The 23,997-nt window shown below is 72.6% G+C and carries 17 protein-coding genes; 7 read left to right on the top strand and 10 right to left on the bottom strand.

What is annotated here, in order from left to right:
• Both RBH18_RS33100 and RBH18_RS33095 read left to right on the top strand, forming a co-directional pair.
• The coding region (locus RBH18_RS33100) for a sensor histidine kinase (RefSeq protein WP_306214408.1) at window positions 1-965 on the top strand (965 nt) is incomplete at its 5' end.
• Window positions 962-1,630 (top strand): response regulator, encoded by a 669-nt coding sequence (locus tag RBH18_RS33095; RefSeq protein WP_306214407.1) that lies wholly within the window; start codon window positions 962-964, stop codon window positions 1,628-1,630. The genes RBH18_RS33100 and RBH18_RS33095, both read left to right, overlap by 4 nt.
• On the opposite strand, the gene RBH18_RS33090 is transcribed toward RBH18_RS33095, so the two are convergent.
• Window positions 1,631-3,100 (bottom strand): non-reducing end alpha-L-arabinofuranosidase family hydrolase, encoded by a 1,470-nt coding sequence (locus RBH18_RS33090; RefSeq protein WP_372339030.1) that lies wholly within the window; start codon window positions 3,098-3,100, stop codon window positions 1,631-1,633.
• Between the two features lie 19 nt (window positions 3,101-3,119).
• Window positions 3,120-3,377 carry a hypothetical protein gene (locus tag RBH18_RS33085; protein WP_306214410.1) on the bottom strand — a complete coding sequence of 86 codons (258 nt, stop codon included), beginning with the start codon at window positions 3,375-3,377 and terminating at the stop codon, window positions 3,120-3,122.
• Between the two features lie 228 nt (window positions 3,378-3,605).
• Here RBH18_RS33085 and RBH18_RS33080 point away from each other — a divergent pair, with 228 nt between their 5' ends.
• Both RBH18_RS33080 and RBH18_RS33075 read left to right on the top strand, forming a co-directional pair.
• Window positions 3,606-5,156: a sigma-70 family RNA polymerase sigma factor gene (locus tag RBH18_RS33080; RefSeq protein WP_306214406.1), complete on the top strand. Its 1,551-nt coding sequence runs from the start codon at window positions 3,606-3,608 to the stop codon at window positions 5,154-5,156.
• 137 nt (window positions 5,157-5,293) lie between these two features.
• Entirely contained in the window at window positions 5,294-6,790 is a 1,497-nt protein-coding gene (locus RBH18_RS33075; RefSeq protein ID WP_306214405.1) for an endo-1,4-beta-xylanase, read from the top strand.
• A 109-nt stretch (window positions 6,791-6,899) separates the two neighbouring features.
• Here RBH18_RS33075 and RBH18_RS33070 read toward each other — a convergent pair whose 3' ends face one another.
• The 7 genes from RBH18_RS33070 to RBH18_RS33040 form a co-directional block, all read right to left on the bottom strand.
• A complete protein-coding gene (locus tag RBH18_RS33070) occupies window positions 6,900-8,423 on the bottom strand; it encodes an FAD-dependent oxidoreductase (RefSeq protein WP_372339029.1) in 1,524 nt (507 codons plus the stop codon).
• Window positions 8,424-8,515: 92 nt separating this feature from the next.
• A complete protein-coding gene (locus tag RBH18_RS33065; protein WP_306214403.1) occupies window positions 8,516-9,637 on the bottom strand; it encodes a sialidase family protein in 1,122 nt (373 codons plus the stop codon).
• A gap of 83 nt (window positions 9,638-9,720) precedes the next feature.
• Window positions 9,721-10,752, bottom strand: coding sequence for a LacI family DNA-binding transcriptional regulator (locus RBH18_RS33060; protein ID WP_306214402.1), 1,032 nt, complete (start codon window positions 10,750-10,752; stop codon window positions 9,721-9,723).
• Between the two features lie 67 nt (window positions 10,753-10,819).
• Window positions 10,820-11,716, bottom strand: a complete 897-nt coding sequence (locus RBH18_RS33055) for an SDR family NAD(P)-dependent oxidoreductase (RefSeq protein ID WP_306214401.1) — start codon at window positions 11,714-11,716, stop codon at window positions 10,820-10,822.
• A 165-nt stretch (window positions 11,717-11,881) separates the two neighbouring features.
• Complete coding sequence (locus RBH18_RS33050) at window positions 11,882-12,832, bottom strand: anti-sigma factor RsbA family regulatory protein (protein ID WP_306214400.1); 951 nt, start codon at window positions 12,830-12,832, stop codon at window positions 11,882-11,884.
• Window positions 12,829-13,617 (bottom strand): MEDS domain-containing protein, encoded by a 789-nt coding sequence (locus RBH18_RS33045; protein WP_306214399.1) that lies wholly within the window; start codon window positions 13,615-13,617, stop codon window positions 12,829-12,831. The genes RBH18_RS33050 and RBH18_RS33045 overlap by 4 nt, the downstream gene beginning before the upstream one ends.
• A 134-nt stretch (window positions 13,618-13,751) precedes the next feature.
• Entirely contained in the window at window positions 13,752-14,771 is a 1,020-nt protein-coding gene (locus RBH18_RS33040) for a glycoside hydrolase family 11 protein (protein ID WP_306214398.1), read from the bottom strand.
• A 326-nt stretch (window positions 14,772-15,097) separates the two neighbouring features.
• On the opposite strand from RBH18_RS33040, the gene RBH18_RS33035 reads away from it, so the two are divergent.
• Both RBH18_RS33035 and RBH18_RS33030 read left to right on the top strand, forming a co-directional pair.
• On the top strand, window positions 15,098-16,372 hold the full coding sequence (locus tag RBH18_RS33035; protein ID WP_306214397.1) for a serine/threonine-protein kinase: 1,275 nt from the start codon (window positions 15,098-15,100) through the stop codon (window positions 16,370-16,372).
• Window positions 16,373-16,586: 214 nt separating this feature from the next.
• Window positions 16,587-18,893, top strand: a complete 2,307-nt coding sequence (locus RBH18_RS33030) for a beta-L-arabinofuranosidase domain-containing protein (protein ID WP_372339028.1) — start codon at window positions 16,587-16,589, stop codon at window positions 18,891-18,893.
• Window positions 18,894-18,980: 87 nt separating this feature from the next.
• Here the strand turns inward: RBH18_RS33030 and RBH18_RS33025 are convergent, their stop codons facing one another.
• On the bottom strand, window positions 18,981-22,577 hold the full coding sequence (locus tag RBH18_RS33025; protein WP_306214395.1) for a S8 family serine peptidase: 3,597 nt from the start codon (window positions 22,575-22,577) through the stop codon (window positions 18,981-18,983).
• 294 nt (window positions 22,578-22,871) lie between these two features.
• Between RBH18_RS33025 and RBH18_RS33020 the strand changes: the two genes are divergently transcribed.
• Window positions 22,872-23,966 (top strand): sugar ABC transporter substrate-binding protein, encoded by a 1,095-nt coding sequence (locus RBH18_RS33020; protein ID WP_306214394.1) that lies wholly within the window; start codon window positions 22,872-22,874, stop codon window positions 23,964-23,966.
• Window positions 23,967-23,997: the final 31 nt, after the last annotated feature.

Below are 23,997 nucleotides of genomic sequence, written 5' to 3'. Positions count from 1 at the left end.
GGGTCGCCGCCGTGCTGGCCGCCGCCACCGGCGACCGGGACAGCATCGGCAACGCGACCGGGCTGGCCGTCGCCGGTTACCGGGCCGGGGCCTGGGTCGAGGGCCGGCGCTCGTGGGCGACGCTGGCCGCGCTCATCGCGGGCATGACCGGCACCCAGCTGATCCAGGGCTTCGACGCGACCGCCGAGAACATCCTGATCACGCTGACCAACACGGTCCTGCCCTGGCTGCTGGGCCGGCACACCACCGGGCGCAGCGGCTACATCGCGGAGGTCCGGCGCCGCGCCGAGCGGATCCGGCGCGACGCCGAGGAACAGCGGCGCGAGGCGGAGCGGGCAGTGACCGCGGCCCTCGAGGCCGAGCGCGCGGCGATCGCCCGGGACCTGCACGACACCATCTCGCACCACGTCAGCGCGGTCGGGATCCACGCGGCGGCGGCCCGGCTCGGCCTGCGGTCCGGGCTGCCCGCCGCCCAGGGCCGGACGGTGTCGTCGCTCGAGCAGGTCGAGACCTCGAGCCGGGCGGCGCTGGGAGACCTGCGACGCATGCTCGACCTGCTGCACGGCACCGGCACCGACGGGGTACGCCAGCCGGGTCTGGACTCCCTCGGCGACCTCGTCGACGGCAGCCGCCGGGCCGGGCTCACCGTGCACCTCGCGACGGACAGCCTCGTACCGCCCGAGCTGCCGCCGTCGGTGAACCTGGCGGCGTACCGGATCGTGCAGGAGCTGCTCACCAACGCGCTGCGGCACGGTGACGGCACCCTCGACCTGGTCGTCGCCCAGCGCCCGGGGGAGCTGCGCATCACCGGCCGCAACGCGCCCGGCGGCTCCTCCGGCCCCGGCACCGGGCGTGGCCTCGACGGGATCCGGCACCGGGCCGGGCTCTTCGGGGGCACCGTCACGATCGATCCCGCCCCGGACGCCTGGACCCTCACCCTGACCATCCCCTGGGAGTCCCGTTGACCGCCATCCGTGTCCTGCTCGCCGACGACCACGAGTTCTTCCGCTCGGGCTTCCGCAACGCGCTGGAGACCCAGCGCGACCTGGAGTGCGTCGGCGACGTCGGGGACGGTCAGGCGGCGGTGGCCGAGATCGAGCGGCTGCGCCCGGACGTGGCGGTCCTGGACGTCCGGATGCCCCGGATGGACGGTCTCGCGGCGGCCGAGGCCGTCGCGGCCCGCGGCCTCGAGACCCGGGTCATGCTGCTCACCACGTACGACGACGACGGGTACGTCTATCGGGCCCTGCGCGCCGGGGCGTGCGGCTTCTGCCTCAAGAGCATGCCGGTGGAGGAGCTGCTCGGCGCCGTCCGGGTGGTGGCCCGCGGCGACGCGCTCATCGACCCGTCGGTGACCCGGCGCCTGGTGTCCCGGTTCGCCGACGGGCTCGCCCCGGCGCCGGCCGGCGAGCCGCGCGAGCTCGACCGGCTGACCGCCCGGGAGCGGGAGATCCTGCTGGAGGTGGCCCGCGGTCACTCCAATGCCGAGATCGCGGGCCGCCTCTTCGTGGGGGAGCAGACGGTCAAGACGCACGTGTCGCACCTGTTGATGAAGCTGGGCCTGCGCGACCGCGTCCAGGCTGTCATCTACGCGTACGAGCACGGGCTGCTCGGACCGTCCGCCCCGTGATCAGCGTTGCAGCGTCAGCAGGCCCGGGCGGTACGGCAGCAGGCCGTAGTCGCCGCCGGAGCTGGGGGAGCGGCCCTGGTAGAGCAGCTGGAGGTGGCAGGGGTCGACGGTGAAGGTCTGGTCGGCGGTCGTGCGGACCAGCTCGCCGTGGCTGATGTCATTGGTCCAGGTGGCGCCGCTGTTGGCCTTGCCGGCGAAGGGGTTGCTCTCGGTCGCGGCCTGCGGCGTCCACGACCCGTTGAGGCTGGTCGCGGTGAAGGACCGGAAGTAGCGGCCGTTGGCGCCGATGGCCTCGACGATCATGAGGTACTGGTTCTGCCCGGCGATCTTGTAGACCTGCGGCGCCTCGAACAGGTTGTTCGTACTGTCACTCATGATGGTGGTGTACGACGAGCCGAAGTTGCCGGGGAAGTTTCCGATCGGCATGCTCGCCCGATAGATCCTGCCGTTGTCGCCGGCGAAGAAGAGGTAGATGTTCTGGCCGTCGGCGATCAGCGTCTGGTCGATGGGCCCGGTGCCCGACCCGCTGATGCTGCCGGTGAAGAGCGGCTGCGGCGCGGACCAGCCGTTGGGGTTGGCCGGGTCGCTGGAGGTGCGGTAGATGAACGGCCACGAGCCCCACTGATACGCCAGCACCCAGATGCTCTTAGGCGCGAAGTAGAACAGCGTCGGCGCCACGGCGGACTGGCTCATGGCGTTCTGGCTCGCCGAGGCCATGTCCGACCAGTTCGTGAACGGCGTGAAGTTCATCGAGCCCCACGTCGTCCCGGTGTCGTGCGTGGTCGCGTAGACGAGCTGCTTGCCGTTGTAGGGAACGGTGGTGAAGTCCTTGAGCGACACCCAGCCCGAGCGCGGGTTCGCGAGCGAGCCGGTCGAGCTCCACCGGTAGGTCGACGGCAGGGTGCAGCTTCCCGGGTTGCCGGGGTTCTGGGTGCCGGCGGGGACGAGCTGCCACTGCTGGTTGGTGCCGCCCCAGTCGCCGTACTGGACGATCGCCGCGCCGTCGGTGGTCGCCGCGCCCTGCACCTCGAGCGCCTTGCCGCTGACCCGGTTGATCAGCCGGACGTAGCCGCCGTCCGAGTCGGCCAGCGACCACTGCTGGTTGGTGGTGTTGTTGTCGGTCCACTGCACCACCGCGGCGCCGTCGGCCGTCGAGAAGTTGTAGTTGTCGAGCACCTTGCCCGAGTGCTGCGCCTTCAGCCGGTAGTAGCCGCCGCCCGAGCTGACGAACTGGAACAGCTGGTTGGTGCCGCCCGAGCGGGCGTACTGCTGCACGCAGGCGTTGTCCGCCGTCGACGCGCCGCAGACGTCCAGTGCCTTGACGCTGTTGCGGTTGACCAGCGTGTACCAGACGCTGGTGTCGGGCGTCGCGGCCGAGGCCGGCGGGGCTGCCACCGCCACGCCGGCCAGCGTGGTGACCAGGCCCACGGCTGCCGCCAGCCAGCGCCGTCGCTTGCTTTCTGTCGTCACATCGTCCTCCAGGTGGGGATCATCGGCGGGTCCGGATCTGGTTCGTGGCTCCGGTGCGGGTCCCGAGCTGCGCCTTGGCTTCGGCGGTGGCGCCCTGCGGCACGTCGAGGCACCGTCCCGAGCCGCTGCCGACCGGGGCGGTGGTGGTCCAGCCGTTGGTGGACATGGTGAGCCCGTTGGTCATGGAGGCGCGGGTGACGCCGTTGTCCTTGCGGATGCCGATCCACGCGGAGGAGTCGCGCAGCATGGCGAGCCCGCTGCGGTCGCCGTCGGCCATCCCGCGACGGCGGCGCCGGAGAGCGGCAGCAGCCGCCGGCTGGGAGCGTTTCCATTCATGTACGGCAATGTAATGGGGATGTTTCGGGGCCCTCAAGGGCGACTCTTTCGCCCGGTTCGACGCAACATTTCTCGGGCGGCGACTTTCTCGGCGGCGCCGTCGTAACACTTTTTTGCCGCTGCAGAACCGGGGCGGGTCTGTGGCAGGATCGGGCGTCGAGAAGGGGAGATGCGAGCTATCCGTACCGATGAGGCGGCGCTGGTGGCGGCCGCGCAGGCCGGCGATCGCCGGGCGCTGGAGCAGCTGCTGCGAGCCGGTCTGCCGCTGGTCTACACGGTCGTGCGGCGGGGCCTGGGCGACCCGCCGGCAGCGAAACGTCCGGGCCGGGGCCCGCATGCCGACGTGGACGACGTGGTGCAGGAGACCATGCTGCGGGTCGTCCGGCAGCTGCCCTCGCTGCGGTCGCCGGCGCAGTTCCGCCCGTGGCTGGTCGCCATCGCGGTGCGGCAGGTCGGCACCCACCTGCGCCGCGCCGGGGCCGGTGCCGCGCGCCGGGCGCCGCTGGACGAGGCCGCCTCCGTGCCGGACGAGCGCAGTCCCTCGGAGGAGGCGACCGCGATCGGCGTCGACTTCTCCCGGCAGCGCCGGCAGGCCGAGCGCGCCGGGCACTGGCTCGACGCCGACAACCGCGCGCTGCTGCCGCTGTGGTGGCTGGCGATGGCGGGGGAGCTGTCGCGCGGCGAGCTCGCGGCCGCCGTCGGGACCAGCCCGGCGCATGCGGGCGTACGCATGCAGCGCCTCCGCGACCAGCTGGAGGTCAGCCGCCGGGTCGTCGCCGCACTCGAGCGCCGCCCCCGGTGCCCGGAGCTCGCCGCCGTGGTGGACCGGTGGGACGGCACACCGCAGCCGCTGTGGCGCAAGCGCATCTCGCGGCACGTGCGGGGGTGTGCGTACTGTTCCGAGCCGGGCGCCGGGATGGTCGGCGCCGAACGGCTGCTGCCCGCCCTGACCCTGCTGCCGGTGCCGGCCGGCCTGGCGGCCTCGGCGCTGGGCGGAGGCGCCGCGGTGCCCGGCGCGGTGGCCGGCGCGACGGTCGCCACGGGGTGGGGCGCGGCCGCTGTCGCCCATCCGGTAATCGTGACGCTGACGATCGGGGCCCTGGCGGCCGGGGGCACGGTGGCCGCGACCCGATGGCCCGAGTCCCGGCCGCCCGTGCCCCCCGCCGTCGCCGCTCCCGCCGCGGCGCCCTCGCCCAGCTCCGCCGTGCCGTCCCGGTCGCCGGCGGCCCGGCGGTCGTCCTCGCCGCCGGGCACCCGGGCGCCGGCCGGCCGGTCGCCGTCGCTGCGGGACGGCGCGGTCTCCCTGGAGGCGCAGAACGCCCCGGGCCGCTTCGTGGCCACGATCGACGACCTCGGGGTGCTGGTGCCCGCCGATCGGGGGAGTCCGGCGGCCACCCGCGGCCGGGCCACCTTCGGCGTGGTGCCGGGGCTCGACGACGCGGCGTGCCACTCCTTCCGGGCGGCGGACGGGCGCTATCTGCGGCACTCCTCGTGGCGGCTGCGGCTCAGCCCGGACGACGGGACGGCGCTGTTCCGCGGCGACGCCACGTTCTGTGCGCGCAGCGCCGTGGGGCTCGGCTCGGTGACCCTCGAGTCGTCGAACTATCCGGGCTGGTTCCTGCGGCACCGCGGCGACCAGCTGTGGGTCGACCAGTCGGACGGCAGCGCCGTCTTCAGCTCCGACAGCTCGTTCCTGATCCGCTCCGCGCTGGCCGGCTGATTCCCGAAACTTCCGGCTACAGGGCGGAAGTGCTGGCACATTTTGGCGTACTGATCAGCACAAACGCTCTTTACAACGCGGATCTTGTTCCGGAAGTTCTCTGAAAAATATTGTTTCGGCGATGTTGCCGTGCCAGCATGGCGTCACATCGACATTCGTCGTTGTCAATCCGGAAGGAGATCGTCGTGGCAGCAAGCTCTTCCCCGCGGAGCCGATCACGATGGCTGCGCCCCCTGCTCGGGGGCGCCGTGGCGGCCCTCACCGCCGTGGGCGTCGGCATGGTGATGCCCGACGCGAACGCCGCGGCGAGCACCCTGGGCGCGGCGGCCGCGCAGTCGGGCCGCTACTTCGGGACGGCGATCGCGGCGGGCCGGCTCGGTGACAGCACCTACAGCTCGATCGCCGGGCGCGAATTCACCATGATCACCGCCGAGAACGAGATGAAGCCCGACGCCACCCAGCCCCAGCGCGGCGTGTTCACCTTCAGCTCCGGCGACCAGATCTACAACTGGGCCACGCAGCGCGGCATGAAGGTCCGCGGCCACACCCTCGCCTGGCACGCCCAGCAGCCGAGCTGGTGGTCCGGCCTGAGCGGCAGCGCCCTGCGCCAGGCGATGATCGACCACATCAACGGCGTGATGGCGCACTACCGGGGCAAGCTCTACGCCTGGGACGTGGTCAACGAGGCCTTCGCCGAGAACGGCAGCCGCCGCTCGTCCAACCTGCAGAGCACCGGCAACGACTGGATCGAGGTGGCCTTCCGGACCGCCCGGGCCGCCGACCCGTCGGTCAAGCTCTGCTACAACGACTACAACATCGAGAACTGGACGTACGCCAAGACGCAGGGCGTCTACAACCTGATCCGTGACTTCAAGTCGCGCGGCGTCCCGATCGACTGCGTGGGTCTGCAGACCCACTTCACCGGCGGCAGCTCGCTGCCCGGCAACTTCCAGACGACCCTGTCCAGCTTCGCCGCGCTGGGCGTGGACGTGGCCCTGACCGAGGTCGACGTCACCAACGCGTCCACCTCGCAGTACGCCGGCCTCACCCAGGCCTGCCTCAACGTGCCGCGCTGCGTCGGCATCACCGTGTGGGGCGTGCGGGACAGCGACTCGTGGCGCGCGAGCGAGAACCCCCTGCTCTTCGACGGCAGCGGCGCCAAGAAGGCCGCGTACACCTCGGTGCTCAACGCCCTCAACTCCGCCGGCGGCGGACCGTCGTCACCGCCGCCGAGCGGGACGACCCCGCCGCCCTCGGGCACCGGCGGGCGGATCGTGGGTGCCCAGTCGGGCCGCTGCCTCGACGTCCCGAACGCGTCGCAGACCAGCGGCACGCGGGTGCAGCTCTACGACTGCAACGGCCAGACCAACCAGACCTGGACGCTCACGTCCGACAGGCAACTGACCGTGTACGGGTCGATGTGCCTGGACGCCGCGGGATCCGGCAACGGCTCGGCCGTGCAGATCTACAGCTGCAACGGGCAGGCCAACCAGCAGTGGACCGTCACCTCCGCCGGCACCATCACCGGCGTCCAGTCCGGACGCTGCCTCGACGTGTGGGGCACCGGCAACGGCCAGCAGGTGCAGATCTACGACTGCAACGGGCAGGCCAACCAGCGGTTCAGCCTGAGCTGATCCGGGCGCCGGGGCGGTGCGGCAGTCCTCCGGGGCCGCCGCACCGCCCTCGTCTGCGCGGGCGGGCTTTGTCAGCGCCGGCGGGCATTGTCAGCGCCGGCGGGCATTGTCAGCGCCGGCGGGCATTGTCGGCGCGGCCGGCTTTGTCGGTGCGGCCGGCGAGCAGGCCGCGGGGCGGGACCGAGTAGACCTGCACCGGGCGCACCCCGTGGCGGCGCAGGATCGCGTTGACGGCCAGGGCGGCCGAGGCGGCGGAGCGTTCCATCAGGGCGCACGGGAACGGCATGCGGACCCAGTCGCCGGCGAGGAACAACCCGTCCGCGTCGGTCGCCACGCCGGGGCGGGTGGCGTTGCTCCCCACGTCGAAGGCGGGCGCGTCCGTGCCGATGCGGCTGTCGGTGTCGAGGATGCGCAGCCCGGCCGTCTCCGGCCAGAGCGCGGACAGCTGGGACCACATGTCGCGGGCCGCCGTGGCGGGATCGATGCCGGCCTCCGCGGCGTACGCGTGCAGCTCCACCACCGCGCCACCGGTCTGCCGGGACCAGCGGGCCGGGCCCTGCTCGACCCGGTGGAACAGGCTCACCGAGTCGAGCAGCGGTTCGCGGGCCACGCTGCTGAAGGCGGCGCGCCCGCCCGCAACGTCCCGGTCGGTCCAGAAGCGGCTGACCGCGTACGGCGCCGTGGTCCTGATCGTGGCCATGTCGCGGGTCAGCCGGGGCGGCAGCGGGGAGGCCGCGACGATGCCGCGGGCGGCGGCCGGGTCGGTGGCCAGCACGACATGGTCGGCCTCGATCCGGTGGCCGCCGCGCAGGGTGACGGCCCAGCCGGGCTCGATCCGGTCGACGGCGGCGCCCGTCCGGATGTCGGCGCCCAGCGCCTGCAGCCGCGCGCACAGCGGCGCCCAGATGGTCGTCTGGTAGTCGTCGTCCGGCGCGTCGAAGCCCAGTCCCTCGGCGTTGCGCAGGAAGTAGAAGTGGAACTGCATGATCATCTCGGCCGCCGACATCTCGGCCGCGTGGTTGAAGAAGGAGTGGGCGAAGACGTCGAACAGCAGCGCCCGGGCGCGCTCCGGCATGGCGAGCCGGTCGAGGAACTCGGCGGCGGACATCGTGTCGTACTCGCGGTAGGTCTGCGCCTGGGAGTAGCGCAGCAGGGCCAGCGAGGCCGGCCCGTCCACGTCACGCATCTCGCGCAGCCGCAGGCTCGGCGAGCGGGCCAGCAGCGCCAGCAGGCTCCACGGCGGCCGGCCCGGCAGGCCCCCGAAGTCCTCGTCCGGCCAGGTCCGCGACACGACCGGGTAGTGCCGCGCCGGGCGCAGGAAGCCGAGCTCGGGATCGACGCGGCGCAGGACGGCGCGCCAGTTGTAGTACTGCCGGAAGAAGGCGTGGAAGCCGTGCCCGACCATCTGGGTCGTGCCGTCCGCCAGCCGCCTGGGCCACGCCGCGAGCCGCCCGCCCAGCCGGTCGTCGCGCTCCACCAGGGTCACGGCGACACCGCGCTCGGCCAGCAGCAGCGCCGCGCTCATGCCGGCGATGCCTCCCCCCACCACCACGGTACGCACGGAATGCCCCGCCGTCCGCGGCAACGACCGATCGATCCGCACCCGCCGGTGCGCATTGCGGCTGATTGTCATGCCCGGTGATGCCCGGCCGCCGATGATCCAATCCTCGGCCGGTCACCGGGGGTGCCCGGCACGCCGCACCCGCGAGCCGGTGGCGTGGGCGGTCAGCCCCGGACGATGCGGCCGGGCACGATCCAGATGCCGTCGCGGCCCAGGCCGGTGACCGAGCTGACCGCCAGGAGGTTGTCGTTGTCCAGCGGCGTCACGGAGTTCCACAGGGCGTTGGCGCCGGCCGGCAGGTCCGGGAAGGGCGTCGTCGGGTTCGCGAAGTTCTTCGCGCTGCTGTCACCCACGTAGACCTGCATGTTGGCGACGCTCAACGTGTTCTGGGCGCGGCCCTGGGTGGACTGGACGGACAGCACCGTCTCGCCGGTGGGCAGCTGCGCCAGGTACGGCGCCCCGGCGTAGACGGCGGCCGGGAGCTGCTGGTCGGAGCGCAACGCGGACCAGCGGGTCGACGGGCCCTGCCAGTTGTTCGCGGTGGACGACCAGACGACGGCGGGCTTGAAGTCGCCGTTGAGGCCGTTGTCCTCGATCGCGACGGCCAGCCCGGCGTCCCCGGCCAGCCGCACCGGTACGGGCATGCCGTCGCGATGCCCCGCGCGGAACGACACGGCCTTGGCGCCGCCCCAGCTCAGCCCGTTGTCGTACGAGCGCATGAGCGTGATCTCCTGCTCGTCCGACGACCGGTACGGGCTCTCGTTGGCGAAGAACAGCTGCACCTCGCCGGACGGCAGCTGGATCGCGGCCGGCTCCCACACACCGTTGCTGAACACGTTGTCGCCGGTGTAGGCCGTGCGCTCGTCGGACCAGGTGGCGCCGCCGTCCCGGCTGATCTTCGACATGATGACGTAGCGCTGGGCGCCGCCGTCGGTGACCGGGCGCCCGTTCCAGAGATAGAGCAGCCATCCGTTGGCCAGCTGCAGCAGCTCGGCGTTGGTGTAGTTGTAGCCGCTCTGCTGCGCGACGCGCGTGGCGCCGCTCCACGTGGTGCCGTTGTCGCTGCTGCGCCGCACGTTGACCGCCGGCCCGTCGCTGTAGGCCAGCAGCAGGTCGCCGTTGCGGACGCGCTCGACCCGCGCGTAGACGCCGGTCGTGACGAAATGACGGGCGGCGGTGTTCCACGCGATCGTGCCGGCGGTCGCCGCCATTGCCCTGGGCGCTGCCAGGCAGGCCGCGACGAGGACGGCCGCGGCGGCGGCCCGGATCGGTCCGCGCATTCTCATGACGCCTCCCTGAAGATCGGTCCCCGTAACTGCCTCTTCCCTCACCATGCTCGTGTTGTGCCGACGTTGCAAGACGATGAACATCAATTTTGCATCGTTGCAGAGCCGAGCGTGCTCTCCCGGGGCAGGAGCTGGTGGGCGGCTCGCACCTCGGCCGGCGCCGGGGGAGTGCCGTCCTCGACGAGCGCCACCAGGTGCCGCACGGCCAGGTCGGCGATCTGCTGCTTGTCGGGCACCACCGTGCTCAGGCTGGGCGTCGTGAACTCGCCCTCCTCGATGCCGTCGATGCCGATGACGGCGACGTCGTCCGGCACCCGCACGCCGGCGCTCAGCAGGGCGCGCAGGGCGCCGACGGCGAGCAGGTCGTTGTAGCAGAAGATCGCGTCCGGCGGCTCCGGCAGCGCCAGCAGCTCGCGGGCGGCCGCGGCGCCGAGCCGGCGGTGGAAGCGCTCGGTGGGCCGGACCAGCGCGGGATCGTAGGGCAGCCCGGCGCGCTCCAGCGCCTGCCGGTACCCGGCCGTGCGCAGTCGGGCGGTGTCGCCGGTGCGATAGGGCTGGTCGCCGACGGCGGCGACGCGGGTGCGGCCGAGCCCGATGAGATGCTCGGTCGCCTCCCGGGCGGCGGCGACGTTGTCGATGGCCACGTGCGAGAAGCTGCCGTCGAAGAGATGCTCCCCGAGCAGCACCAGCGGCGCCCGGTTGCCGCGGGAGCGCAGTTCCTGGCTGGTGAGCGTCAGCGGGCTCAGGATCAGCCCGTCGAAGAGGGCGAGCCGGGAGTTGCCGGTCAGCAGCTCCCGCTCGCGGCCGGGATCGGCGTCCGTCTGGTCCAGCATCACCGTGTAGCCCCGCTCCCGGCCGGCGGCGATCACCGCCCGCGCGAGCTCGGCGAAGTAGGGCACGTCGAGCTCGGGCACGACCAGGCACAGCAGGCCGGTGCGCCCCTGCTTGAGGTTGCGGGCGATCAGGTTCGGCCGGTAGTCGAGCTCGGTCAGGGCCTGCTCGACGCGGGCGCGCAGGGCCTGCGACACCGGTGCGTAGCCGTTCACCACATTGGACACCGTGCGGATCGACACGCCGGCCCGGGCGGCCACGTCGCGAAGGGTGGCATCGCGCATGCGGGTTCCTCTCGGCGGGAACCGTCAGCCTAACCGCGGCGGGACCGGTTCCGGCGCCTGCGCCCGGTCACGGCGCCGGCCGGATCTCCCGCTCGGTCCAGTCCCACAGGCGCTCGGCGGCGACCGGATCCAGCGCCTCGCTCGCCGTCTCCTGGTTGTCCTGGAAGTAGCGGCCCGTCACGCCGTCGACCAGCGGCGAGGCGGCGAGCAGCACGGAGGTCGCGGCGCCCTGCTCGGGCGTCTTGTAGTAGTCCGGCGTGACCAGGTTGCCCGCCGCGTCCATGGCGCCGAACGAGCGCATCGTGTCGTCGTCGAGGTGCCGCTGCAGGTTGGTGTGGACGAAGCCCGGGTTCAGCGCGTTCGCGGTGATGCCGTCGCCGGCCCAGCGCCGCGACAGCGCCACCGCCAGCATGATCTCGGCGCGCTTGGCCCGGGCGTACGCGGCGAACGGGTCGTACGGCTGCCGCTCGCCCGCCGGGTCGTCGGGGTCGACCGTCGCCTGCCGGTGCGCGCCCGAGCTGACCAGCACCACGCGGCCGCCCGGGCGCAGCGCGTCACGCAGGCCGGTGACCAGCGCGAAGTGGCCCACATAGTTGACGGCGAACTGCAGCTCCCAGCCCTGGGCGCTGCGCCGCCGGGTGGGCACGGCCATGATGCCGGCGTTGCCGATCAGCGCGTCCAGCGGTCCGGACCAGCGCGCGGCGAGGGCCCGTACGGAGGTCAGGTCGGCGAGGTCGAGCGCCTCCGCCCGGACCGTGGGGAACTCGGCCGTCAGCGGCGCCGCGGCCCCCGGATCGCGGGTGGCGACGACGACCTCGGCGCCGGCACCGGCGAGGGCCCGGACGGTCGCCGCGCCCAGGCCGGACGAGCCGCCGGTGACCAGGAAACGCCTGCCGCCGAGGTCGATGCCGCGCAGGATCTCCGCCGCGGTGGCGGTCGCCGGGAACGGCGTGGTGACGCTCATGACGTACCTCTTCGTTGTCGTGGGGTGAACCGACAACAGCGACGGTACGGCGACCGAGCTGGACTCCCCATGGCCCGCAGTCCGGCAAACTTGCGCGAGACTCCAGCGGTAGGCCTGTTTCATGACTGGGCCCGCCGCAGCCCGGCCTCAGTGCTGAAACAGGCCTCAGTCCAGCTCGCCGGTGATCATGCGGATCGTCCAGCCGGACGCGTCGCGCGCCGAGGCGACGTGGTCGCACGCCTGGTAGGTGATCCACAGGCCGCGGCCGCCGGGGGCGCTGTCCTGGTTCGGCAGCAGGCCGGCGAACGGGTCCTTCGGGCCCTCGCCGGCGTCGCTCACGGCGACCACGACCCGGTCGGCATCGGACCAGACGCTGAGGCGGGCGGGCGGGTGCCCGTACCGATGGGCATTGGTGACCGTCTCGCTCACCGCGACCACCAGGTCGTCGCGGGCCGCGGCGGTCAGCCCGGCGGCCGCCTCGCGCACCGCCTGCCGCGCCTGCCCCGGCGTCGGGTCCGCGAGCTCGGCGTGCGGCGGCTGCTCCTGCAGCGGGTCGGGCAGCAGGGGACGGTTCTCCGTCAGGAAGGTCCGCGGCTCGGTGTACGCCGGGCTGATCTCGTGCCGGTCACCCGGCCGGATGAAGCGCGGATGCGTCCGGCCGACGTCGGCGAGCACCGCCGCGGGCGTGTGCCGGGTGTCGTAGGCGCAGAGGCTCCACAGCGGGAAGTCGTCGTAAGCGTGGTTGATCGCCGCCTCGTAGCGCGCCCACCAGTCCCAGGTGCGGCCCAGCGCCGGCCGCGGCAGCTCGCCGACGATGCGGATCTGGGTGGCGCCCGCCGCGACCCGGCGGCCGAGCAGGTCACGGTACGCGCGGATGGCACCGGCCGGCCGGGCGTACGTGTCGCCGCCGGACAGGAACTCGACGCCCGAGTCCGCCGGCAGTGCGGCCCGCACCAGGGCGGCATTGTCCGCGCCGAACGCCACGACGGCCGGCTCGCCCGCCGCGACCCCGTCGAGCAGGAACGGCACGACCACCGACAGCAGCTCGTCACCCGACGCGTACGGCAGAGCCTCGTGGAAGTAGCCCTGGTGACCGGCGGCGGCCCCTGTCCTCATGCCACCAGCTCCACGCGCACTCCGGTCAGCTTCATCAGCCTTGCCATCAGCCCCGCCGACGAGAAGGAGGTGCGCAGCACGGCGGTGGCGTCGCGCTCGCGGGCGTAGCGGTCGAGGCTCAGCAACGACTGGTGGTCGATGAAGGTCAGCCCCGACCCGTCCACGGTCAGCTCGCCCCCGGCCGGCACCAGGTCGCAGCGCCGCAGCGCGTGCTGGAACCAGGTCAGCGTGTCGGCGTCGAGCTCGCCGGCCAGCGCCACGCCGGAGCGGTCGGGCCGGTCGGCGTAGAGCCGGAAGGGCGCCACCGAGTCCGGATGCTGGCAGGCCAGCTCGACGGTCGTGTCGGCGCCCAGCTCGCCCCGGTCGAAGGCGCACATCGCGGTGAACGGATGATCACGCATGTAGCGGTCCACCAGGAACTCGTAACGGGCGAAGGCCTCCAGCTGCGCCGGGGTGCGCACCAGCTCCGTGACGTCGGCCGCGACGCACAGGCCGGTGTAACCCTCCGCGCGCGCCTGCTCGGTCGCCGCGGCGTAGACCGCCAGCCCCGCCTCCGGATCGATCACCGACCCCGTCGGATACTGCGCCGCGACGTCGATCACCTCCGGCGTGAACTCCCAGCCCACCGGGCGGCCGGTCCCGATGTAACAGACCCGCTGCCCGGCGGCCCTGCCCGCGGCGAGGAAGTCCCGGGCGGCCGTGTCGAAGTCCGCCGGATCGTCATAGGTGAGGCAGGCGTGCCCCAGCGAGGCATCGCGCCGCGCGGTGGTTCCCGTCTCTGCCATGACGCCACTCTACGCCCGGCGACCGGCCGCCCCGCCGGTGACGAACACGCGCCGTCGCGGGCGCCGGGGCGCAAGCGGGGCCCGGGCTCGCCGCGCGGGTGAGCCCGGGCCCCTCGGGGCCGTGCGTCCGGGGGTCAGCTCGCGCTGCAGGACACCGAGGGCCAGGTGGTGCTGCCGTTCTTCATGATGGTCACGCCGAAGTTGTTGCCGCTGCCGTTCGGCCGGGCGGTCATGATCTGCCCGCTGGAGTCCCAGCTCGCCGTGGTGTTCCACGTCGCGCTGATCCGCTGGGGGGACGGGACGTTCATCGTGACGGTCCAGTTGCTGGAGCCGCTGACGGCGACGTTCAGGTTGTAGCGGTCGCTCCAGTTCTCGCCCGCCGACAGCGTCGCGGTGCAGCCGCCGGGGTTCGGCGTGGTGGGGTCGGTGGGCGTGGTGCCGCCGCCCGAGCCCTCGCTGACGGTGATGCTGGAGCTGGCGTTGCTCTGGTACCCCTCGGTCGCCATGATCTGGTAGTCGTGGGTGCCCAGGGTCAGGCCGGACCGGGACCAGGCGTTGAAGTGGTTGGCCGTGGTGATGGTGCCGCTGGTCCGGTGGTTACGGCGCACGCTCCAGTACTGGTAGAACGTCGCGGTGCCGATGATGGACGGCTGGTTGACCCGCTGGGTGCGGTACAGGTCGTAGGTGCTGCCGTCGGTGGTGACGGAGCCCAGCGACTGGGTGCCGCTGCTCGGGTTGTAGCTCCCGAAGTCCTCGACGACGTAGTACTCGATGAGCGGGTTGGTCGTCCAGCCGTACAGGGCGAGGTAGCCGTTGCCGTTCGGGTTGAAGGTGCCCGAGTAGTTGACGGTGTGGGCCGAGCCGGGTTTCCAGCCCTTGCCGCCGACGAAGTTGTTGATGCCGCTCATCTGGACGCTGTAGCTGCCACCGGCGCCGAGGCGCATCGTGACGTTGCCGGTGTCCTTCCAGTACGAGAAGAAGTAGCCGTTGTGGTAGCCGGTCAGGTTCGAGGTGAGGGTCCGGTCCGCCTCGGCCTGCGCGGCGCCCGCCCAGGCGATCGATGCCGCCGCCAGCACGGCGGTGCTCAGGCCGGCGACGAGCGCCCGGAGGCGGCCGCGGCCGGCGCGCTTCGGTGATGCGGGGATGTCGGGCATGTGCTGACTCCTCGAGGACGTCGGAGGGTGGGCGCCGGCGGAGCGGGAGGAGGACGGGTCCCCGCTTCGCCGACACTTCGATGTTTGTCGATTGAATATGGCCGCGGCCGGAAGTTGTTGTCAACAACTTCCGGTAACTTTCGGAACTCGTGAGATCGCCTTTCCGGTGCTGGAGAAGATCAAAATCGGGATATCGCCACGAGGGGCGACCATATGTGAGCATTGGATTCCGGAAGGCTCCTGAAACTTTCGAGCCTCACCGGTGCCGTCAGGGATGATCGGCCCGGCCCGGTTTCCGGCCCCCGATGCCGGGGAACGGGCAGCTGGTGAAGAGCGGACACCTGATCGCCGGCCGCTACCGGCTGCGCGACCAGCTCGGCCGGGGTGGCATGTCGGTCGTCTGGCGCGCCACCGACGACGTGCTGGACCGCGAGGTGGCGGTCAAGGTGCTGGCACCGGACCTGGCGGACGACCCGGCGCTGCGGCGCCGGATCCGCGGCGAGGCTCGCGCGGCGGCCGGCCTGCGGCATGCCCACGTCGTCGAGGTGTACGACTACGGGGAGTTCACGGCCGACGGCCGGACCCTGTCGTTCGTCGTCATGGAGCTGGTGGACGGCCGCAGCCTCGCCGACCTGCTGTCCGGCGGGCGCCTGCCCTGGAAGGTCGCCGTCCTCATCGGCGCGCAGGTGGCCGCCGCCCTGGCCGAGGCGCACGCCGACGGTCTCGTGCACCGCGACGTCAAGCCCGCCAACGTCATGGTCGGCGGCACCGGCGTCAAGCTGGTGGACTTCGGCATCTCGGCCGTCGTCGGCGCGACCGACGACGAGGACGGCCGGCTGCTCGGCACGCCCGCCTACCTCGCGCCGGAGCGCATCGCGGGCGGGCCGGTGCGGGCCGCCACCGACGTGTACGCGCTCGGCCTGCTGCTCTACCTGGCGCTGTGCGGCCGCATGCCGTGGCACGCGTCGACCGTCACGCAGATGGTCCGGGCGCACGTCTACACCAGCCCTTCCGCCCTGCCGGTCGTCCTGGGCCTGCCTCCGGCGGTCGCCCGGCTCGTGATGCGGTGCCTGGCCAAGGAGGCCGCCGACCGGCCGTCCGCGCAGGAGGTAGCGGAGCTGCTCGGCAAGGTCGCCGGGCTGCCCTCCCCGGCGCTGCTGCGCAGTGCGGCGTCGGCGAGCGTCCCGCCGCCCGTCCGCGCCTCCCGCCGCCGGCGCACCCGCGGCCTGCTCATCGCCTCCGGCGTGGCGGCCTCGGTCCTCGGCGCCGGCGGCATCTGGTGGCCGAGCGGTCCCCCGCCCCCGCAGGCCGAGGCGGCAGCGGCCGCGCCGGTCCCGAGCGCCACCCCCACCCGGACGCCCGCCACCTCCGCCCGGACGCCCGCCGCCACGGTCTCGTCGTCCGCGCCCCGGGCGAAGCCGGTGTCCGCCCCGCACCGGCGGACCGCGCCGGCGCACACGTCGCCACCGGAGGCCGCGCCGAAGGGCGGAGCGGCCCGCAAGGTCGTCCTCGAGCCGGTGGCCAAGAAGGCTAAGCCCGAGAAGGCGAAGCCCAAGAAGAAGCCGGCCGCGCCCGGCAAGGCGGGCCCGAAGGCTCCCTGAGGCCGGATTCGCGCCATCATCGCATTGCGGCACGCCCGGAAACCGATACCCGCTGCTGCCGGCGCTGCGCCCCGAACATCGGCGGCGCCGGCTTCTTGAGCGGTTGCGAAGCACTGCCGTACCATGCCGGACGCTGATGTTAACGCTCACTCAGCAATTGATAAGCGTCATTGTCTTGGCGTATTTTCGGCTGGAGGTTCCCGTGGCGTCCTTCGTGAGTCGTCGCCGTCTGCTGCAGGCTGCCGGCCTCGGTGCGGCCTCCGTCGCCGGCGGTGCCGGCGTGGTCCGGCCCGAGCCGGCCGCGGCGGCCGTCGTCCCGCCCGCCCGGCCGGACGCGGGGATTTCGGCGGCGCCCTTCGGGTGGGGTCAGGTGCGTCTCACGGCCGGCCGGTTCTTCGACAACCAGACCCGCGCGCTGAACTATTTACGATTCATCGACGTCAATCGGCTTTTGTATGTGTTCCGCGCCAACCATCGGTTGTCCACCGGCGGTGCCGCCCCCGACGGCGGGTGGGACGCGCCCGACTTCCCGTTCCGCGGCCACGTGCAGGGTCACTTCCTGACCGCCTGGGCCCAGGCCTACGCGGCGCTCGGCGACGCCACCTGCCGCGACAAGGCCGTCGCCATGGTCGCCGAACTGGCCAAGTGCCAGGCCAACAACGGCGCGGCCGGATTCGGGGCGGGCTATCTCTCGGGCTTCCCCGAGTCCGACTTCAGCGCGCTCGAGGCCGGCAACCCGGTGTCCGTGTCGTACTACTGCATCCACAAGACCCTGGCGGGGCTGCTCGACGTCTGGCGGTACATCGGCAGCACCCAGGCCCGTGACGTCGTGCTGAGTCTCGCGGGCTGGGTCGACCGGCGGACCGCCCGGCTGAGCTACAGCCAGATGCAGTCCGTGCTGAACACCGAGTTCGGCGGGATGAACGCCGTGCTCACCGACCTCTACCAGCAGACCGGCGACGCCCGCTGGCTCGCCGTCGCGCAACGCTTCGACCACGCCGCGGTCTTCGACCCGCTGGCCGCCGGTCAGGACCAGCTCGACGGCAGACACGCGAACACCACCATCCCGAAGCTCATCGGGGCCGCGCGCGAGTACAAGGCCACGGGGACGACCCGTTACCGCGACATCGCCGCGAACTCGTGGGGCATGATCACTGCGGCGCACACGTACGTCATCGGGGGCAACAGTCAGGCCGAGCACTTCCGGCCACCGGACGCGATCGTGGGGTATCTCACCGACGACACCTGCGAGCACTGCAACACGTACAACATGCTGCAGCTGACCCGGGAGTTGTGGCAGCTCGATCCCGACCGGGCCGACTACTTCGACTACTACGAACGGGCGCTGCTCAACCATCTGATCGGCGCGCAGAACCCGGCCGACAGCCACGGTCATGTCACCTACTTCACGCCGCTGCGGCCGGGCGGGCGACGGGGCGTCGGGCCGGCGTGGGGCGGCGGCACCTGGTCCACCGACTACTCCAGCTTCTGGTGCTGCCAGGGCACCGGCATCGAGACCAACACCAAGCTGACGGACTCCATCTACTTCTCCAGCGGCACCACGCTGATCGTCAACCTGTTCGTGCCGTCCACGCTGTCCTGGACCGAGCGCGGCATCACCGTCACGCAGGCCACGAGCTACCCGGCCGGTGACACCACCACCCTGACGGTGTCCGGCTCCCCGAGCGGCTCGTGGAGCATCCGGCTGCGCATCCCCGCGTGGACGGCCGGCCCGGTCGTCAGCGTCAACGGCGTCGTGCAGAACGTGACCGCGACGCCGGGCGGCTACGCGACTGTCACCAGGACCTGGGCGGCCGGTGACACCGTCACCCTGCGCCTGCCGATGCGTGTGATCATGCAGGCGGCCAACGACGACGCGGGCCTGCAAGCCGTCACGTACGGGCCGGCGGTGCTCTGCGGCAACTACGGCGACACGGCCCTGTCCGCGGCGCCGGCGCTGACCGTTTCCTCGATCACCCGCACCAGTACGAGCAGCCTCGCCTTCTCCGCCACCGCGAACGGCACCACCGTCGGCCTCGGACCGTTCCACGACGCCCACGGCTTCAACTACGTCGTCTACTGGAACACCACCGGCGCCGGCACCACCTACAAGCTGGTCAATGCCGGTACGGGCCTGGTGCTCGGCGTCCGGGACATGTCCACCGCCGACGGCGGCCTGGCCGTCGGCTGGGGTGACACGGGCACCGCCGATCACCTCTGGGTCCGGATCGCCGACGGCACCGCCTACCGCTTCCGCAACGTCCACAGCGGCAAGGTGCTCGGCGTCGAGAACATGGCGACCGGCGACAACGCGCGCGTGCTGCAGTGGGGCGACACCGGCACGGCCGACCACCGCTGGACTTTGGTGGCCAACGGCGACGGGTCCTACCGGATCCGCAACGTCCACAGCGGCAAGGTCCTGGCCCTGCTCGACGGGGCCGGCGCGTGGGGCACCCAGGTCGTCCAGGAGTCCGACAACGGCAGCGCCGACAACAACTGGCGCCTGGTGGCGGCCGGCTGAGCGGGCCCGGTCCTCCGGGGCTCGACCGTCGGAGCAGCCGCACCGGCGCGGGTGCCTGGAGGACCGGGCACCCGCGCCGCCGCCGGGTCAGCGCAGGCCGAAGGCCCGGGTGATGCGCTGGTCCACCGTGTTGCCCTTGCTGTCGCGGGCGGTCACGTGCAGCGTGACGAACGAGGCCGCCCGCGGGGCGGTGATCCGGGCGGTGCCGCGGCGCAGCGAGGCGCGGTGCCAGCTTTCACCGTCGTCGTACGACACCTCGAGCGTCACCTCGCGCACGGACCCGGCTCCCGTGGCCGTCGCCAGGAACGACGTGCCGATCGTCAGGTCGAAGGTGCGCCCGGCGCGCCCGTCCGCGTCGGTGTCCACGCCGTAGTCCAGCTGGATCAGGGGCGGGGACTCGACCGTGCCCGGCTTGACGTCGGCCGACGTGAAGCTCCACTCGGTCCGGGTGTGCGGGGAGTACGGCCCGGCCCAGGCGTCCCGGTCGTTCTCCGACACCAGCCGGTACGGCAGCCGCCCGGTGGCGAGCGGACCGGCCACCAGCAGCGGGGTGTAGCGGTCCGCCGAACTCACCAACCGCTCGCCCTGATAGAGCGCGAGCCGGTCGTCCGCGGCGTCGAGGCCCACGCCGGTGCCCTCGTGCGCGGTGCCCGAGTCGCCCCAGCCGGGCACGTGGGCGAAGAACCAGCCGCCCTCCTGCCGGAACACGCTGATGCTGCCGGGGTCGTCGACCAGCCGGGGCCGCTGCACCGGCCCGAACCAGCGTTCGGCGTGCACCGATCCGGCCCGGTACGCGACGGGCGCGGTGTGCTGCGTCTGCTCGTCCGGGAGCTGGACGTCGGCGACCCACTTCTCGCCGGCGGTGACCCAGTCGGTGCGCTCGCCGCGGGCCGGCGTCTCGGTGTAGTCCAGCGACGCCGCCGAACCGAGCGGGTCGGTGTCGGCGCGCTGCTCGAGGGCGCGGCCCGCCCGCCAGTTCCGGAAGGACACGTCGACGCGGGCCAGGGTGCCCGGCGTGGCCCGATGGGTCAGGTCCGCGGGGATGCCGGTGGCGTAGTCGGCGACCAGGTCGTACGCGTACCGGATGACCGGGTGTGCGGCGACGCCGAGCCGGACCCGCCGCTCGTGCCGCAGGCGGGCGATCAGCGCGTCGCCCTCGGTGCGGGTGAGCGTCGCGACGGTGAGCGGCGGCGGATCGGCCGGCACCCACACCGAGCCGGGCCAGGGCGCGAGCCGGCCGTCGCCGTCGTTGACCACCAGCAGCAGCTTGGCGCCCGCGGCTGCCGCGGCGGCGGCCCGCTGCTCGATCGTCATGCCGGCGTCGTTCCGGACGACGAGGGCCTTGCCGCGCACGTCGCCGCCGAGCACGGCATCGAGCTCGCGCAGCCCGGCGGGCAGCGGGGTCGCGCCCGGCTTCACCCGGAGGTCGTCGTAGCCGGCGACGGTCAGGGCCGGTTGCATCAGCCGCCAGCGCGCGGCCAGCGTCAGCGAGCCGCGGTCGGCCTTCCCGGTGGGCAGCACCCACACGCTGTCGTACTCCTGGCCGGGGTACCAGGCGTCCAGCCACGGGCTGCCCGCCACCTCGCGGATCAGCTCGTAGCGGGAGGCGGTGACGGTGGACTGCTGCGGGGTGACCGCCGTGGACCGCCGGGCCTTCGTGGCGTCGAACACCACCGTCCGGTCCGCGGTGAGACCGATGTCCGTGACCGGCAGGATGGCCAGCCCCTTGGACCCGGGACCGTGCCGGCCCTGGACGTCGGTGCTGAACCAGGCCGTGTACGTGTCCTCGGGCAGCCGCAGGTCCAGGGCGCCGGTCGCGTCGACCGAGAAGGTCCGGGTGGTGTCCGTGCCGAGCAGCACGAGCTGGCCGGCGACGGGCTTGCCGGCCCGGTCCTTCGTGCGCAGGCGCAGCTGGTGGCGTACGCCCTCCTGGCCCACCGCGATCGACGTGCGCAGCGCGACGCCGCTGCCGGTCGCCGTCACGAAGCCGGAGAAGGCTCGGTCGCCGGGCACCTTGTCGAACGAGGTCGTCGCGGTCACCACCGTGCTGCCGTGGGCGGGCACGGTGATCGTGCCGGCGGACAGGGTGATCAGGTCGAGCGACGTGGTCAGGGCCAGGGAGACCGGCTCGGCGCCGACGTTCGTGTACGTGACCTCGCGCGTGACCGCCCCGGACGGCGCGGTCGGATAGTCCGGGTAGCCGAAGTTGACCGACCCGGTGGCGAAGACCGGTGACCGGGTCGCCGCGGCGGCGTCCAGCCGGCCGGTGCCACCCTGATAGGCCGTCACGTCGGGGGTCGCCGCCGTCGTGCTGACGAGGGCGTCCTTGAGCTGTTGCCCGGTTAGCCCCGGCCGTGCGGCGGCGAGCAGCGCGGCCGTGCCGGCGACGTGCGGGGCGGCCATCGAGGTGCCGCTCATCGTCAGGTAGGGCCCCTCGCCCTCGGTGATGTGCTGTGAGCGCGCGGCCAGGATGTCCGCGCCGGGCGCGGTCAGGTCGGGCTTGAGCGCCCGGTCGCCGAGCCGTGGCCCCTGACTGGAGAAGAAGGTCAGCAGATCCCGGTTGTCGACCGCGCCGACGGTGAGGGCGGCGTCGGCCGCGCCGGGCGTGCCCACCGAGTACGCGCCGGGGCCCGCGTTGCCCGCGGAGATCACGAACAGGGCGCCGGTCTCCGCGCTGAGCTCGTTCACGGCGAGGCTCATGGGGTCGGTGCCGTCGGTCGGGTCGGCGCCCAGGCTCAGGTTGACGATCCGGGCGTGCTGGTCGCGGACCGCCCACTCCATCCCGCTGATGATCCACGACTCCTGGCCGAAGCCGTCGTCGGCGAGCACCTTGCCGACGTGCAGCCGGGCTCCGGGCGCGACACCCTGCTCCTTGCCGCCGGACGCGGCGCCCGTGCCGGCGATGGTGGACGCCACGTGCGTCCCGTGTCCCTTGCCGTCCTCGATGGACTCGCCGGGCACGAACGACCGGCTCGCCGCGACCTGTCCGGCCAGGTCGGGGTGGCCGGTGTCGATGCCGGTGTCCAGGACGGCGACGTCGACGCCCGCGCCGGTGTTCCCCTGCCGCCAGACCTCCGGCGCGCCGATCTGCGCGGTGCTCTCGGCCAGCGCCGCCCCGGCCCGGCCGTCCAGCCAGATCTTGCGGATCGTCCCTGCCGCTGCCCGCGCCCCGGCCGGCTCCCGGCTGGTTCCCGTCGCCGCCGCGGTGACCGACGCCAGGAACGCGCCGGAGCGGTCGGCGGTCAGGGCGGCGCCGCCGATGCTGTCCAGCGGGCGGATGCCGGTCGCCCCGGCCGGTGCCGCCTGCCGTGCGGAGCTTCCTCCGGCGTACGTGACGATCAGCGGGATGCCCGTGCTGTGCGCGTCGTCGTAGCCGTCGGCGACCAGGTCGGTGACGTTGAACAGGTCCTTGTCGAGCAGCCCGGACGCGAGGTGGGGGAGCGCGTCGTGCGGATAGACGTACGTGTCGCCGTGCTCGGCGTGCGTGAGATAGCCGGTGAGCCGGCCCTCGCGGTCGCGGACCTCGACGCCGCCGGCGGCCGTGGTGACCTTGTCGCCGGTGATCAGCGTGACGGTGGCCGGCGGTGCCGCTCCGGCCGGCGGGGGCGCGGCGGCGGCCGGCGAGGCCGGCGGGATCAGCGCGAGGGGGAGCGCGGCGACCGCGATCAACCCGAGTCCGCGCATGCGTGACAGTGCCAAGGGGAGCCTCGCGGTGAGAGTGGGGGCTGACGAGCACACTATGGCGGCCATCGGTTACCTGTCGATCTCGCCGAGATTCCGGAACTTTCGGTTGCTGGGCGTCACATGTGGGTGAGGATCCGGCGACAAGTTCGTCCGAGACGCCTCTTGTGCGGCTGGATCACGTCCGTCAGAGTTGCGCTTGTCACAGTGGACCTCTCTCGGGTCGGCTGTCACTTCTGGAAGTTCCGGAAATCTTCCGATGATTCCGGTCCGTCCGTGCCCGAAAGGACATCGATGATGCGCAAAGGACTGTTCGCCTGCGCCGCCGCCGGGTCGCTGATCCTCGGCGGGCTGACCGCCTGCGGCGACGACGCGGGAGACGACAGCGGTGGCAGCGCCTCGGCCGGCAAGGTCGGGGTCATCCTGCCGGACACCAAGAGCTCGGCGCGCTGGGCGACCGCCGATCTGACCTATCTCAAGCAGGCGTTCGCCGCCGCCGGGGTGAGCGCCGACATCCAGAACGCGCAGGGCGACAAGAGCCAGTTCCAGACGATCGCGGAGGGCATGATCTCCAGCGGGGTCAAGGTGCTGATGATCGTCAACCTGGACTCCGGAACCGGCAAGGCGGTGCTCGACAAGGCCCGGACCGCGGGCATCGCGACCATCGACTACGACCGGCTCACCCTCGACGGCGGCGCGAACTACTACGTGAGCTTCGACAACGTGAAGGTCGGCGAGCTGCAGGGGCAGGGGCTGGCCGACTGCCTGGCCGCCAAGAAGTACCCCAAGCCGGTCGTCGCCGAGCTCAACGGCTCGCCCACCGACAACAACGCCACCCTGTTCGCGCAGGGCTACAACTCGGTGCTCGACCCGAAGTACGCCGACGGCACGTTCACCAAGGGCCCCAACCAGGACGTGCCCGACTGGGACGGCGCCCAGGCCGCCACGATCTTCGAGCAGATGCTCACCGAGAACCGCGACATCAAGGGTGTCCTGGCGGCCAACGACACCCTCGGCAACGCGGCGATCGGCATCCTGAAGAAGAACAAGCTCAACGGCCAGGTGCCGGTCACCGGGCAGGACGCGACCGTGCAGGGCCTGCAGAACATCCTCGCCGGCGACCAGTGCATGACCGTCTACAAGGCGGTCAAGAAGGAGGCCGACGCCGCGGCCGGGCTGGCGATCGCGCTCGCCAAGGAGCAGCAGCCCAGCACCGCCACCAGCACGGTCAAGGACCCGACCTCGGGCAAGGACGTGCCGGCCGTGCTGCTCGACCCGCAGTCCATCACCAAGGACAACGTCAAGGCCGTGGTCGACGACGGCTACGTCAAGGCGGCGGAGCTGTGCGTGCCGCAGGTGGCCAAGGCCTGCGCCGAGGCCGGGATCAGCTGACCGTGACCGAGGCACCCCTGCTGCGGCTGGA

This window comes from Actinoplanes oryzae, from assembly GCF_030757795.1.
Lineage (GTDB): Bacteria > Actinomycetota > Actinomycetes > Mycobacteriales > Micromonosporaceae > Actinoplanes.
The sequence above is the reverse complement of the archived record's forward strand: the minus strand, read 5'-3'. Positions and strand labels throughout refer to the sequence as shown.